The organism is Bradyrhizobium sp. Kon58, from assembly GCF_055807455.1.
Window position 1 is genome coordinate 1 of sequence record NZ_JBVVOT010000033.1, and the last position, 13,143, is coordinate 13,143.

At 65.2% G+C, this 13,143-nt stretch carries 10 protein-coding genes and 3 pseudogenes; 3 read left to right on the forward strand and 10 right to left on the reverse strand.

Features of this window, described 5'->3' with window-relative positions; translation table 11 throughout:
• Nucleotides 1-300 precede the first annotated feature (300 nt).
• Nucleotides 301-538 (forward strand): annotated as a pseudogene (locus AC0L20_RS33600) (MFS transporter); the annotation flags it as partial.
• A 4-nt stretch (nucleotides 539-542) separates the two neighbouring features.
• Here the strand turns inward: AC0L20_RS33600 and AC0L20_RS33605 are convergent.
• The 9 genes and pseudogenes from AC0L20_RS33605 to AC0L20_RS33645 all read right to left on the reverse strand — a co-directional run.
• Nucleotides 543-809: pseudogene (locus AC0L20_RS33605) on the reverse strand (type 2 isopentenyl-diphosphate Delta-isomerase); the annotation flags it as partial.
• Nucleotides 796-1,698 (reverse strand): terpene synthase family protein, encoded by a 903-nt coding sequence (locus AC0L20_RS33610; protein ID WP_473294796.1) that lies wholly within the window; start codon nucleotides 1,696-1,698, stop codon nucleotides 796-798. The pseudogene AC0L20_RS33605 and the gene AC0L20_RS33610, both read right to left, overlap by 14 nt.
• Nucleotides 1,695-3,245 (reverse strand): hypothetical protein, encoded by a 1,551-nt coding sequence (locus tag AC0L20_RS33615; protein ID WP_473294797.1) that lies wholly within the window; start codon nucleotides 3,243-3,245, stop codon nucleotides 1,695-1,697. Before AC0L20_RS33615 ends, AC0L20_RS33610 begins: the two co-directional genes overlap by 4 nt.
• 299 nt (nucleotides 3,246-3,544) lie before the next feature.
• Nucleotides 3,545-4,543, reverse strand: coding sequence for a polyprenyl synthetase family protein (locus tag AC0L20_RS33620; RefSeq protein ID WP_317245092.1), 999 nt, complete (start codon nucleotides 4,541-4,543; stop codon nucleotides 3,545-3,547).
• Nucleotides 4,544-4,642: 99 nt separating this feature from the next.
• Entirely contained in the window at nucleotides 4,643-5,986 is a 1,344-nt protein-coding gene (locus AC0L20_RS33625; protein WP_473294798.1) for a cytochrome P450, read from the reverse strand.
• Complete coding sequence (locus AC0L20_RS33630; protein ID WP_035995472.1) at nucleotides 5,986-6,831, reverse strand: SDR family oxidoreductase; 846 nt, start codon at nucleotides 6,829-6,831, stop codon at nucleotides 5,986-5,988. Before AC0L20_RS33630 ends, AC0L20_RS33625 begins: the two co-directional genes overlap by 1 nt.
• Nucleotides 6,818-7,125, reverse strand: a pseudogene (locus tag AC0L20_RS33635) (ferredoxin). The gene AC0L20_RS33630 and the pseudogene AC0L20_RS33635 overlap by 14 nt, the downstream one beginning before the upstream one ends.
• Nucleotide 7,126: 1 nt before the next feature.
• The gene (locus AC0L20_RS33640; RefSeq protein ID WP_473294799.1) at nucleotides 7,127-8,416 is read right to left on the reverse strand and encodes a cytochrome P450; all 1,290 of its coding nucleotides are present in this window, start codon (nucleotides 8,414-8,416) and stop codon (nucleotides 7,127-7,129) included.
• Nucleotides 8,417-8,510: 94 nt separating this feature from the next.
• Nucleotides 8,511-9,713, reverse strand: a complete 1,203-nt coding sequence (locus AC0L20_RS33645; RefSeq protein ID WP_473294800.1) for a cytochrome P450 — start codon at nucleotides 9,711-9,713, stop codon at nucleotides 8,511-8,513.
• A 288-nt stretch (nucleotides 9,714-10,001) separates the two neighbouring features.
• Between AC0L20_RS33645 and AC0L20_RS33650 the strand changes: the two genes are divergently transcribed.
• The gene (locus tag AC0L20_RS33650; RefSeq protein ID WP_231189001.1) at nucleotides 10,002-10,142 is read left to right on the forward strand and encodes a hypothetical protein; all 141 of its coding nucleotides are present in this window, start codon (nucleotides 10,002-10,004) and stop codon (nucleotides 10,140-10,142) included.
• A 249-nt stretch (nucleotides 10,143-10,391) separates the two neighbouring features.
• Here AC0L20_RS33650 and AC0L20_RS33655 read toward each other — a convergent pair whose 3' ends face one another.
• On the reverse strand, nucleotides 10,392-11,591 hold the full coding sequence (locus tag AC0L20_RS33655; RefSeq protein ID WP_473294801.1) for a cytochrome P450: 1,200 nt from the start codon (nucleotides 11,589-11,591) through the stop codon (nucleotides 10,392-10,394).
• A gap of 147 nt (nucleotides 11,592-11,738) precedes the next feature.
• Between AC0L20_RS33655 and AC0L20_RS33660 the strand changes: the two genes are divergently transcribed.
• Nucleotides 11,739-12,467, forward strand: a complete 729-nt coding sequence (locus AC0L20_RS33660) for a TetR/AcrR family transcriptional regulator (protein WP_007600176.1) — start codon at nucleotides 11,739-11,741, stop codon at nucleotides 12,465-12,467.
• Nucleotides 12,468-13,143: the final 676 nt, after the last annotated feature.

Below are 13,143 nucleotides of genomic sequence, written 5' to 3' on the forward strand. Positions count from 1 at the left end.
TCAGCACCCCGAGCCTACCGGCTCAAGGGGGGCAACGCCGACCTCTTCAGAAATTCAACAGAACCCGGGACATCCCCTCGCGCGCCGGCGCGGTCTGGTTCATTGGCAGCTGCGGTCTATCTGAGCCCACTGCTTGTCGTTGAGCCAGAACAGTCCTTTGCGCATCGAAGCCCCCATGCCGAATCAACTTGGCAAGAGCGAATCAGAAGCAGTTAATTAGGTACAGACCCTAACAGAAGACAAGCGGCAGACGTTCGAAGAAGGCGGTCCGCATCAAGGGAGAGCGTCAAACTCGAATCCGTGAACGCAGGCACTCGTCTTGATCGACTGCTGGTCGGGCCATTCCATGGCCGCCTCATGCTGCTGATCGGCATCGGAATGTTTTTCATCTACATTGCCGGTACCGTGCTGACCGTGATGCCGAAGACCAGGTTTGGACCCTCGCCCAGAATGCGGTGTTCATCTCCGCGACCTTCGTCGGCATGATCTGGGATCGTTGCGTACCGGGTTTCTCGGTGATCGCTATGGACGCCGCTTCGCGCCATGATCTTGCCCACCAGCCAGGCGCAGCGCTCGATCTGCGTCAGGTCCAAGTCGCATGCGCAGTGTTCGAAACCTATATACTTCCAGCCGTCGGCGATCGGGGCCGGTGCCGTTCGCCGATCCAGCACGACGTCCAGATAGTCGTCCTTGCACGGGCTCATGGCGGTGTCGCTCATGCTCGCTCCATCGGGCGACGGCGTTGCGTCCGATCTGACCGAGGGGAGCGGGCGCTCGCCTCCGCCTCCCGCGCGTTCAGCCCGGCGCACGCTGGCCTGCCCCCGCGGCGTCGCTGCGATAGCGGCTGGTCGAGGTCTGATAGTACTGCGCGCAGATGTCGGCCATGGCCTCGATCAACGCTCCCCACGGCGCGGGAAAGCATTCTTCCGCCATCAGGCGGTGCAGCATGCGCGTATGGCCGGCCAGCTCGTCCTTGAGGAACTCCATCACAGGCATAGCCGGATAGCGCTGCAGCAGCAGGATCGCCGCGTTGTCGGCCTCGCCCGCCGTCTTGTCCTTGTCGCGTCCATGCAGATCGTTCTGCAGACGCCCTATCGCGGAGATGAGCCGCAGGACCTGGCGAAATGCCGGACGCTCGCGCAAGGTCGCCATGTCCAACCCCCACAGCAATGACAGGCAACAGAACACATTCGCGTAGGCGATCGAATCGACGCCATTGTGCAGGTACTCGGCGTAGGACCAGCGTTCCGCCCCTGCCGCCTGCGCGGGTCCGTCGCGCAGCGCTGCGCAGTAGCGCCGGGTATCGTCGAGAAGCTGAGCATAGTCGCGACGATCGTAGGCGAGTGCGGCCAGCGAGGCGCGCAGCACCGCGCAGCCCTCGAATCCGGGGAGCGCGCACGGCAGGCCCTGCCCCAGCGCCTGCTCCACCGCGGCGAGCTGCTCCGGCGCGATCAGGCCAACGTCGTTGCAATCGTCGAGCCAGAACAGCAGCGCCAGTTCGCGATAGAACGCCACGATCAGCGTTTCGTCCTGCGGATCGCGGCCGGTGCGGGCGCTGGCGTCGCGCAGGCTCGGATGGATGCGCTGCAGGATGTACTGGCCGCCCCTGACTGCTTCCACGGCATGCTCATCGGCGAACCCGGTCAGGGAATGCCCCCACTCCAGCACCTGCTGCAGCGCGCGTTGGGTCTGGATCATGGCGCCGCTCCTGCTCCCTTGGCCAGCGCGCGCCGCCCCCAATGAAGTGCCAGCCACAACCCGGCGAGTTCAGCCACGCGCACGACCCGCGTGGGGCAATATAGTTCTTTGCCGATCCACAGCGGCATCTGCGGCAATGGATGCGCCGCATGGCGGGCGAGCATCCACTCCAGCGCACGCGCCACCGCCTGCGCGATGCGCCGGCGCCCTGTCGGCTCTTCGTTCCCGTCCATCACGTGCAACGCGAACAGCGCATAGGCGGTTTCCTCGAATGTGGACGCGCGACCGGCGCCCCAGCCGCCGTCGTCGCGCTGCGCGCGCAGCAGCGCCGCCAGCGCGCGCTCGTCGCGCCACTGGGGGTTGCCTTGCGCCAGCGCAGCGATGGCATGCGCGGTGGGATACAGCCATGAAACGTGCCATTTTTCGTTGTCCCATACACCGTCCGGGTTGCGATTGGCTTCGACATAGGCGCTGGCGGCGGCGGTAGGCTTTCCAAACAGTCGCAACGCATGCAGGGCATGGATGTTGGTCGACATCGAGGCATTGCGCTCGCCGGGGAAGGTGACAAACAGCTCGCCGCTTTCGAATTGGCGCAACGCATCGACCGCCGGGTCGCGGCCTGCAAGGCGCAGGACACACAACGCAATGGCGGTGTCATCCGCATCGGCCGCGAAGTGCAAGGCCGGGCCGAGACCGCGCACGCTAAGGCGGGCATCGAGCTGCGCGACGATCACGCGCATCACCTCAGTGAGCGCGGGATGCGCGAACAACCCGGCCAGATGCAGGGTGTACAGCGACCAGCATGGTTCGAACACATTGATCGGCCAGACGTTGGGAACGACACCTTCGATGCCGCTGCGCGTCGCCTTCGATGCCGCCTTCAGATACGCGTCCGCGCGCCCGACCTGCGGCGTGCTCCCCTGTGTCAGGACGTGCGCACGCCACGCGGCGGTGGCCGCCGGACTGATGCCGATGCTGCCGTCGTCGTCCGGGCATGCGGTGGTCGGCGAGGTCCCCCAGGCTTCCCAGGAGTGCAGCAACGGATGGCCGCTCGGCAACGTCGCCACCGCCGCCAGCTTGACCAGGCACGCTTGCCGCAACGGCAACAGCGCCGGGTGGCGCGGAAACGCCACGCCGCCCAGCAAGGATGCGGCCTCGCCGCAAAATTGCGGCAAGATCAGCTCCGCGCCGATCGGCGCGTCTTCCGGCACCGCATGCGCGTAGGGATCGGGCTGGCGTTCGAGGAACCGGGTTGCAGCCTGGACCGCGTCGGCAGCGCCGGGAAGAGGATCGGCACGTTGCAATGCCAGCAACGCCGCCCACGTGGGCGCATGACGGAACAGCGGGAAGTCCGCGCTTCCCCATCCGCCATCGGCCTGTTGCTGCGAGATGAGCCACGCGTAGGCGTCCTGCCGACCGGTGAGGTTGCCGTGGAATTGCAGAGCTCGCGCCGTGTCGTAGACGGACGGACCGACGCTGCCGCCGTCGCTCATCTCGCTCAGCAGGTGGCGCAATTCGGAAAGGATCTGTTCGGACTGCGCGTTCACGCGGGATGTTCCTTCTGCAGACGGTTGACGAGAACCAGGATCGGGCAGACGCCGCACACGTCGCCGCAGGTCCGTCGCGGCCCGGCCGATGGGCAGCGCCGGACGGCCGCACTGCTCTGGCGCGGCGACGCGCCAACGACGCTGGCGCCGGTCCGCCGCATAGGCTTGGCCGCAGCGCGCCGCGGCCGTGCAGGGCAACCGCTGCGATGGGCGCCGCGGACTCGGACACGGTGCAGCATGCACCGCTACCGCCGGCTGATCGCAGCGGCACAAGGGCGACTCCATGCGCACGGGCGCGCTCATGCGCATGGCGCGTGCTTGAACAGGTGCGCGTTGGCCCGCTGCAGCATCTGCCCCAACCGTTCCGCACGCGGCCCCAGCGGGACGATGGCCTCTCCGGCGTCGCGCAACAGATCGAGCGCGAACTGGCGCGCAGCCTGCAGCCCCATGATCGACGCGCAGGTCGGCTTCTGCGCCGCCGCGTCCTTGCCGGGGGTCTTTCCCAGCGCCGCGGTATCCGCCGTCGCATCGAGAATGTCATCGACCACCTGCAACGCCAGGCCGAAACAGGCGCTGTAGCGATCGAGCGCACAGTACAGCGCAGCGTGCGCGGCATCCTCCGCGATGGCGAATAGCGCGCCCATGCGAACGGACGCGCGCACTAGCGCTCCGCTCTTCATCCGGTGCATCGCGACGATCCTGTCCAGCTCGACGTGCTTTCCGACCAGCGACAGATCGATGGCCTGCCCGCCTGCGGCACCCTCGGCGGACACCGCCTGCGCCAGTTCGCGCACGAGCGCGATAGGATTGTCGCCCGGCGCATCCAGGCTCGCCAGGGTCAGGAAGGCGTGCGCCTGCAGCGCGTCGCCGACCAGGATCGCGGTGGCTTCGCCGAACTTGACATGCACGGTCGGAAGGCCGCGGCGAAGCACGTCGTTGTCCATCGCGGGCAGGTCGTCGTGGACCAGGGTACAGGCGTGCATCATCTCGATCGCGGCGCCGACGTCGTCGAGCATGTGCGCCGGCGTGTCGGCCAGTGTGCCGGCAGCCAGACAGAGCAAGGCGCGGGTGCGCTTCCCGCCATGCAAGGTGGCGTAGCGCATTGCCGCGATCAGCTCGGTCTCACCCTTGTCTTCGACGCAGAGACGACGCGCGAGCGCTTGTTCGACCCGCTTTGCGCCGTCCTGCATCCAGATCTCAGGCATCAGCCTGCCGGAAGCGCCGCGCGCCTGCGCGCCCAATCCGCCGAGCGCGGAAACGCCAGTTCGGTCGTCGTGTAGCGTGGAACCGGTCTGCATGCTGTTCATGTCCTTGTACCTGACAGGAGACGGCCAGAGCGGGCCGCCGCGGTGTTGCCGGCGTCGCTGCCTCGCCACACAGGCGCAAGCGATGCCAGCTCATGAGAATCCGATGCGGATTTTCATGGACGGATGTGCGGTCGGGTAATAACGCCGGCCTTTTTCGACGCCGCTCAGCAACCGCGGCCGCACCCCGGCCTTGTGCATGGTCAGCGCCAAAGCGATGCAGAACTGCACCAGTTCGAGCCACACCAAGTGGTAGCCGATGCAGACGTGTGGGCCGGTACCGAACTGCAGCATGTCCACCGGCCGGATCGGCTCCGTGCGTTGCAGCCACCGCGCCAGGCGGAACTGATCAGGCGCCTCGTGCAGCAGCGCCGAGGTCGAGAAATGCAGCAGCGGTATGCACAGATGGGTGCCCGCGGGAATGCGCCGTTGGCCGAGTTGCAATTCCTGCAGCGCCCGCCGCGGCAGGAGCGTGGTCGTCGGATGCACGCGCAGCGTCTCGCGGAACAGGGCCTCAGCGACCGGACACTGCGCCAGGTCCGCGTGCCGGGTCGGCACCGCGCCCACGCGTTGCGCCTCCTCGACCAGGACGTCCCACAGCACAGGCTGCCGCGCCAGCTCGATCACCATCCAGGCCATCGTCGAGGCGGTGGTGTCGTGACCGGCAAGCAGCAGCAAGCGGATATTTGCGACCAGGACGTCATCGGAGAGCGCATCGTCGCTGCGATCGAAGGCGCTCACCATGTCGTTGATCAACCCGGTGCGCGCGGCATGTGCGCGCGCGTCGCGGACGAACTGGCGCAACTGCGCGTCGATCCAGTCGCGGGCGGCGCGGCCGCGCCGCAAGGGCAGCCCGGGCAGGTCGACCGGGGGCGCGACGATCAACTGCAGCAGTTGCCGGTACTTGCGATGCCAGCCTGGCAAGTCCTGCGCGGGGATACCCATGAGGCTGAAGATGAGCTTGAGCATCAGGTCGCCGGTTTCGCGCAGGATGGTTACGTCGCCGCGGTCACGCCACGCCTGCACCCGCGCCCAGATGACGGGCGCGAACAGGTTGCCGATGCCGGCCTGAGTCAGCCCTTTGGGCAGGAACGCCGCCTTGATCGCATCGCGCGCCTGCCGGTGCGCGCCGCCGTCCTGGGCGACCAACGTTCCGCCAAGTAATTCGGGCGCGATCTCTTCGATCAGCACCGAGGACACGTCCTTGTGCCGGAGCAGCGCGAACGCGTCCGGATCCACGCAGGTCATCAGGTGTCCGGCAGGGCCGAAATCCAGCCAGAAGTGGCTGCCCAGCATCCGTTCCGCGCGCCGCAGCAGGCGCGGCAGGTCGCAGACGATGGCGGGAAGATGCCCGACCAGGGGGAAAGCGCCGGGCACGATCGGGATGTCGTACCGCAGCCGGTGCCGACGCGCCAGCGGGTTGAGCAGCATGTCCATCAGCAGCGCGGCGCCGCAGCCGCTTCGGCGGTGTTGCCGGCAGGCCGCGCGGCGCGGCTGTTGCCACCGTCGGCGTACGTCGGCACATGCGCCAGCATGCCGCCGTCAATGCACACGACCTGGCCGGTGATGAACGCAGCATCCTCGGAAAGCAGGAACGCCACCAGCGCGGCCACGTCCTCGGGACGGCCGACGCGCGGCAGGAGCTGGTGCCGGCGCAGATGCCGTTGCATGCCCTCGTCCAGCTTGGCGAGGAGACGCTCGGTCATGATGAGACCCGGCGCAACCGCGTTGCAGCGGATCTGCGCATGACCGTACTGGGTGGCGAGCGAGGCCGACAGCATGTTCATCGCCGCCTTCGACGCGGCGTAGGACGTCTGCGCGGTGTCACCGCTGAGCCCCTGGCATGACGACATGTTGACAATGGCGCCGCCGCCGCGGGCGATCATCCGTGGGATGGCCTGCCGGCAGCAGAGCAGGCTACCGCGCAGATTGGTCGCCATGGTCTGATCCCAGACCGCCAGGTCCAGGTCGAGGATCGCTCGGTCGCGCGGGGTCAGATGCATGGCGCTCGCGTTGTTCACCAGCAGGTCGACCCCACCGAAGTGCCGCTCCGCCGTCTCGAACAGCGCTGCCACCGCCCGCGCATCGGCGATGTCCATCGCCAGCGCCAGCGCGTGGCCCGCTTCGGCCGCGATCTGCGCGGTGCAGGCGATGGCCGCCGAGCCATCAATGTCGGCCACCACCACTCTGCCGCCCTCGCGCGCGATGGCTAGGGCGCATGCCTTGCCGATGCCGGCGCCGGCGCCGGTCACCACGGCCACCTTGCCTTCAAACCGTCCGATCGTGTCCTCGTCGATTGCGTTGGTCTTTCGCGGCATGCCGCTCGGCCTCGCCGGAGAAGGCGCGGGGTCGGCGCTGGCGCGCTCGTCATCGCCAGCGTCGCTTTCGATGACCCGAATGGCGGCGACCGGGCACTGGCTCGCCGCGAGCCGCACGGCGGCGTGCAGCACCTGCGGGACCGTCGCCACGCACACTTCGGCCACGCCGTCCGGTTCGCGCTGGCGAAAGGTGCCCGGCAGCGTCAGCACGCACTGCCCGGTGGTTCCGCACAGATCCTGGTCGACCACGACGCGCATCTCAGCCACCGTGCTCATGCAGCCGCACCGGCAGCGCGCGGAATGTCCTAAGGAACGCGGAGGGCTCCCGGGTGGGCTGCTCGGCCAATGCCAGCGTGGGGAAGCGCGCCTGGATCCGCGGCAGGCTCTCGGCCAACTGCACCCGGGCCAGTTGCGCACCGAGGCAGAAGTGGATGCCGTGGCCGAAGCTCAGCATGATCTTCCCGTCGGTCGACATGCCAGGACTGGTGCCGTAGAACCGCGCGGGATCGAAGCGGTCGGGGTCGGCGAAGGCGTCCGGGTCGCGATTGCCGGCCGCGATCAGCACCCGCACGTCCGCGTTCTTCGGGATCACCACGCCGCCTAGTTCGATGTCGCGCTGGGCGATACGCGGAATGGAGCTGAACATGGCGGGCGCGTCGCAGCGCAGGACTTCTTCGACGAATGCCTTCACCCCCGCGGCGTCTCCCTGCAGCCAGTGCCGCTGTTCGGGATACGCCAGCATCGCCAGGACCGCATGGTCGATGGTCGCGGCAGTGGTGGCGAAGCCGCCCAGCAGCATGCCCCACAGCATGCTGATCAACTCCGCATCCGACAGCGTGTCGGCATCGTGCTCGTGTGCGCCGACCAGCATCGACACGATGTCGTGGCGGGGATCGGTGCGCTTGCGCTCTATAAGGTCGCCGAAGTACGCCTGCACGCTGGCGCTGGCCGCGTCCGCCGTGGCGAGCTGGGGATCGCTGGCGTGCGGGCTTAGGCCTTCCAGAATGGCGCCGATGCCGGCGGCGAGCCCGAACATGTCGTCTTGGGGCATGCCGAACAGTTCGGCGAAGATTAGCATGGGCAAGGCCAGCGCGAATTCCCGATGCAGGTCCACCGCCTCCCCGCGCTCCAGCGCGGGCGCCATGCCGTCCAGGCGCGCTGCGACGATGCGCGCGATGCTCGGACGCAGGTCGTCGATCTGGCGCATGGTGAAATCGCGCGAGATCAGCCGGCGCAGACGCGTATGCGTCGGTGGGTCCTTCATCGCCAGCGTGGACGCCAGCAGATTGAGCGACAGGCTGGTCGCCGCGCGCGGGGAATAGCGCGCCAGTTCGCCGGGCGCCGGTCCCCGAAACGCATCCCCCGTGGCCTTGAGCGCCCAGTAGATGTCGGCGTGGCGGCTCAACAGAAAGAGGCCCGACGCCGCGCGATGCACCGGATCGTGCTCGCGCAACCATCGCAGGAACGGATACGGGTCATCGATGCACGCTGGCGAAGCCAGTTCGGCGAAGGCGTCCCGGCATGCTGCTGTGGTTTCTTGCACGTCCATCTTGCTTAACTGTTGGCTGGCTGATCTGAACGGCGCGCGCCAGGCGCGCCGGCAAATTGCGGAGAAGATCGCGATTCCCGGGGGCGTCCGCGCATCACCAGAGCACCGGCAACTCTTCGAACCCGCCAGTGATGATCTCCTTGCGCAACTTCAGTTCTTCCGGCGCCACGGCCAGGCGCAGCGCGGGAAAGCGCTGGAAGATCGAACCGAACACCACTTTGAGTTCCAGCCTGGCCAGCGCCATGCCGAGGCAGTAGTGCGGACCGTAGGAGAACGCTAGGTGCGGATTTTCGGCGCGCCCGATATCGAAGATTTGCGGGTCGTCGAAATGGCGCGGATCGAACGACGTCGCAGGCAGTCCGACCAGCACCTTGCTCTCCGCGGGAATATGCACGCCCGCGATGGTCACGTCGGTCCTCGGATAGCGCATGATGCCGTCCCAGCCCACGCCCGCCGGGTACATGCGTAGGATTTCCTCCACCGCCGTGTCCATCAGGGATGGATCGCCGACCAGGCGTTCGCGCTGTTGCGGATGGCGGAACATGGCCAGCAGGCCGAATTCGATCTGCGCGACGGTGCTCTCGTGCCCCGCCACCAGCATGCCCGCGGCCAGACCGATCGCCTCTTCCTCGGTCGCCTTGCCCTGGTCGACCGCCGCGAGCAGGTCCGTCAGCAGGTTGTCGCCCGGATCCTGGCGCTTGTCCCGCATCTTGCTGCGAATGTAGGCGCGCAGTTCTTCCCAAGCCAGGCGCGACGCGCTGCGCGGGCCGCTTTCATGCTGGTGCGTCATTACCTCGTCGGACAGGCCGGCGAAAAACGCGTGATCCTCGTAGAGCACGCCCATCAGCGCGCTGATGACCATGGCCGGAAGCGGAAAGGAGAGGTGGCGCCGCAGGTCGGCGGGGTGGGGCTGGGCCGCCAGCGTCTCGAACAACTGCGCGGCGATCGCCTCGACCTGCTGCGCGAGCAGCTTCACCCTGCGGTCGTTGAAGGCTGGCGCCACGATCGTGCGCAACCGGGCATGCTCGCCCCCCTCGTGCGAGACCAGCCACCCCGGCGAACCGAGAATTACCGAATCCGGGGTGAATGCCGCCGGCGGCATTCCCGCGGGCCGGAACGCCGCGTCGGACAGCACCGCCTTGGCCTCGTCGTAGCCTGTCACCCACCAGCCTTCGTGCCCGGACGGGAAGCGCACGCGGTGGATCGGACCGTTGGCGCGTAGCGCCAACATCTTGGGCGAGGGCTCGATGTGATCGACGCGCCACATCGGCAGCGTCGGCAAGGGTTGTTCGGACATGGTGACACTTCAGTCTCTACGCGATGGAAGGGCGGAAGGTGACCGGCAGACGGTGCGGGCTTCACGTGCGCTTGCGTTCGCTTCTGTTCGTCGATGATGATGATCGGCGGGGACGGCGGCCGGAACCTAGGGCCTCAAAGTGGCTTTAGCCAACTACCGAATCTTGTAGTAGCGTCCTAAACTAAACGCTTGGTGGCGCAAAAAATATGCGGAAAACTCTGCCGCCACGCGCTGCAATACGGAAACCTATTTCCGATGCGTATCCGCCTATGTTGGTTGGCTACATGCGTGTCGTCGGACTCCGACGGCGAGAGCACGGACTTGCAGCGCGATGCGCTGCTCGCCGCCGGCATTGATCTGGTGACCTGCCTGGGGTTCGCCACGATGACGATGGCGTATTTCGCAAGGCTGATAGAGGGCCCGCGTTGATTCTCGATGCAAACGTTATCAAGGCGATCGTTGATCCTTCGGGCCCTTGGGAGCTCCTTTTCAAGAACAAGATCCCTTCTCGGCTCAACGAACTTCCATGCGAAAGGCGTGCTGAACTATAGCAACTACGTCGAAGAAGCAGCGGCGCTTGCACGACAACACCTTTCGGGCAATAAGCTCGCAAAGGAAGCAGGTCCGCCAGCCGTCCTGGCGGGCAATGACAGCCGCCGCAAAGAGCCCGGGCTGGCGCTATTTCGTCGTAACGCGTACCGGCAGTGAGCTGAGGGCCCGCAATCCACTGCTGTCGCGGTATACCGGCTCGCCCGTTATCTCGATTGATGCGACGCTCGCCGCCAAGGCGGCCAGAACGGCTTCGCCTTCGAGCCGCGCGACCATTTGCCCCACGCAGCCATGGATCCCGGTGCCGAAGCCGATATGGCCCGAGACGCGCCGGGTGATGTCGAACTGGTCGGGCTGCTCCCACCGCGTTTCGTCGCGATTTGCAGAACCAATCAGCAGCAATACTTTCTCGTGCTTACCGATCGGCACCCCTGCGATCTCGGTTTCATGCGGTGTGGTCCGAAAGACGTAAGGTGCGGCGGAATCATAGCGCAGGCTCTCATCGAACGCGCCGCGCGCCAGCGAAGGATTGGCGGCCAGAATGGCCCACTGCTCCGGATGACGGACCAAACTAAAGAGGGCCATGCCTGTTGCACAGATAGTCGTATCCAGTCCCGCCGAAAGAAAGGACCGGACGAGCAGAGGCGCTTCGTCATGGGTAATTTCGCCGCTATCGGCGGCCTCGTAGACCTGTGCGCCAAAACTGCCGGGAGCCAAGGCGTCCCGTTGGCATTTCGCGGCAACCCAAGGCAAAACCTCAGGTGCCTTGGCCATCAGAGATCGGAAATAATCGTTCTCCGGCCCCATGCCGGCAAACACCATTGCGCCGTAGGTCAGAAAATTTTCGCGGCCCTCATTGTCGATGCCCAGGGCATCCGGAAATACAGTCACCGGAAATATTTCGGCAAGATCGCGGACGGCGTCGAATGATCTCTTTTCAATGAGTTCGTCGACCAGCGCGGCGGCCTTGGCCTTGAAACCGTTCTCGAGGCCCCGCATGGCACCCGGCGACATGATCCGAGCTAGCACCTTTCGGGTGCGTGTATGTAGCGGTGGGTCAGCTTCGAGGACGATGCTCGGCGGACGCCACGGCTTCTCCTTGAAATAATTGACGATGCCAGCACCACCGCCATTGCTGAAGTTCACATGGTCAGCAAAGACCGCCTTGATCTCGGCAAAACGCGGCACGGCGAAGATGCCGTATTTCTCGAGCCTGACGACGGGTGCCTTCGCACGAAGCTCGGCATAGGCCGGATAGGGGTCGATGCGAGTGTCCCAGTCGAACGGATCGAAATCGCTGCAGGCATACTCGCGTGCCGAAGTTGCCACTGTTTGCCTCCGTTTGGTCGCTTCTACTTAATTGACTATAGTCATTTATTGCAGAAGATGGCAAGCTGGGAATGGAGTGGCGTTTTTTGCTCGTGATAACAGCCATGTAGCTGCAGGACAGACCAGGACAGACCGGGCGGAGATTGGATGTCGGCCGAGAGATCAGGAAACTCCAAGGGGATGCGACGCTTTCAGAAGCGCGCACGCCAAGAAGCTGACAAGCGCGCGTTGCAGGCTCGAATCCTGGAAACAGCGCGAAAGGAGTTCGCGAGCGGCACACTCGAAACCGTTTCGATCCAGAAGATCGCCGATGCGCTCGGTTACTCGAAGGGTACGGTTCTCAAATACTTTCCGACCAAGATCCTGCTGCTGCTGGCAGTGAAGGAGAGGAATCTCGAGGAAATGGCGGATCGGCTCGACCAAGTCCGCGCGCTTCATTCCAGCGGTGAGGTCCGGCTGCGGCGTGTCATGGAGGCCTATATCGAGTATTGGGTGAATAACCCCGATCATTTTCGATCGCTCTATTCGATGGCCGGCACAGTCGAGGACAGGCGTTTTCCCGACGGGGTTTATTTCGGTGAAACTGAGATCGCACGAAAGGGCTACGGGCTATTTGTGACCTCGATGGCGGAGTATCTTTCCGAATTAGGGGTGGAGGCGACGCCAAGGCTGACGGAGCGCCTCGCGACCGCCCTGCTATCGGCGGCGCATGGGGTGATCTCGCTGCCACTGGGAACACCAACGATGAAATGGCCGGATACTCGTGGCAACGGACGATTGGTCCTCGACAGTCTCATCGACGCTTGGTCGGCGAAGATTAAAGCCGCTCGGCAGACCGAGACCTGGCCGAGAATTTCCATCGGTGATCTTCTTTAGTTCGGCAGCACCGGCTTGATGGCAGCCGATCTATCGTCGCAGCCAAGAAAAGGGGATGTCGTGCGAAGGGATTCGCCACGCGTACCGAAACGAAGACGGACACCTACGCGTGAGAAGCGACGTTTACTGGCCGGCGAGCCATAATGTCCCGAAGTATCTGAAATATATCGGACAGTTCTTTAGGATCGCTGGGGGCGCCAAAACAGATGCGAATGGCGCCAGGATCCCCCTTTCCCACCGCTGAGGCGATGCGGGGGGGACAAGTATGCCTCGTCCTGGCGCAGCGGCCGTAAACCGATCTGCGACCACTCTTGCGGCAACTGCAACTATCCGTAGAAGGCTGAGAACTGAAGTTTGCGGCATTGGGAAAAAGTCTAGGAGCACCCCGTAACGTTCGTGCGCCTGACGCCGCCGCTCACGCAGAAGTTCTTCCAGCTTTCCGCTCTCAATCAACCGCACCACAGTCTCGCCTAACACCTGAGCAACAAACCAGGCACAGGCGTGCAGGAGGAGCTGAGTTTGAGCGATGTAGGCCGGCGGGACTGTCACTGTCCCGAGCCTGAAGGCTGGCGCAAGGTATTTGGAGTAGGACGTGATTTAGAAGGAGAGGGCCGGCACCAATGAGGCGATCGGCACAGGACGCTCGGGGAAGAAAAAGCGGTAAACGTCATCCTCT

Bases quoted from the DNA above. Each gene is read 5' to 3' on its own strand.
- AC0L20_RS33660 (WP_007600176.1), top strand. From the start codon at position 11,739: ATGTCGGCCGAGAGATCAGGAAACTCCAAGGGGATGCGACGCTTTCAG.
- AC0L20_RS33645 (WP_473294800.1), bottom strand. From the start codon at position 9,713: ATGTCCGAACAACCCTTGCCGACGCTGCCGATGTGGCGCGTCGATCAC.
- AC0L20_RS33625 (WP_473294798.1), bottom strand. From the start codon at position 5,986: ATGGACATGCTGCTCAACCCGCTGGCGCGTCGGCACCGGCTGCGGTAC.
- AC0L20_RS33610 (WP_473294796.1), bottom strand. From the start codon at position 1,698: ATGATCCAGACCCAACGCGCGCTGCAGCAGGTGCTGGAGTGGGGGCAT.
- AC0L20_RS33640 (WP_473294799.1), bottom strand. From the start codon at position 8,416: ATGGACGTGCAAGAAACCACAGCAGCATGCCGGGACGCCTTCGCCGAA.
- AC0L20_RS33620 (WP_317245092.1), bottom strand. From the start codon at position 4,543: ATGCAGACCGGTTCCACGCTACACGACGACCGAACTGGCGTTTCCGCG.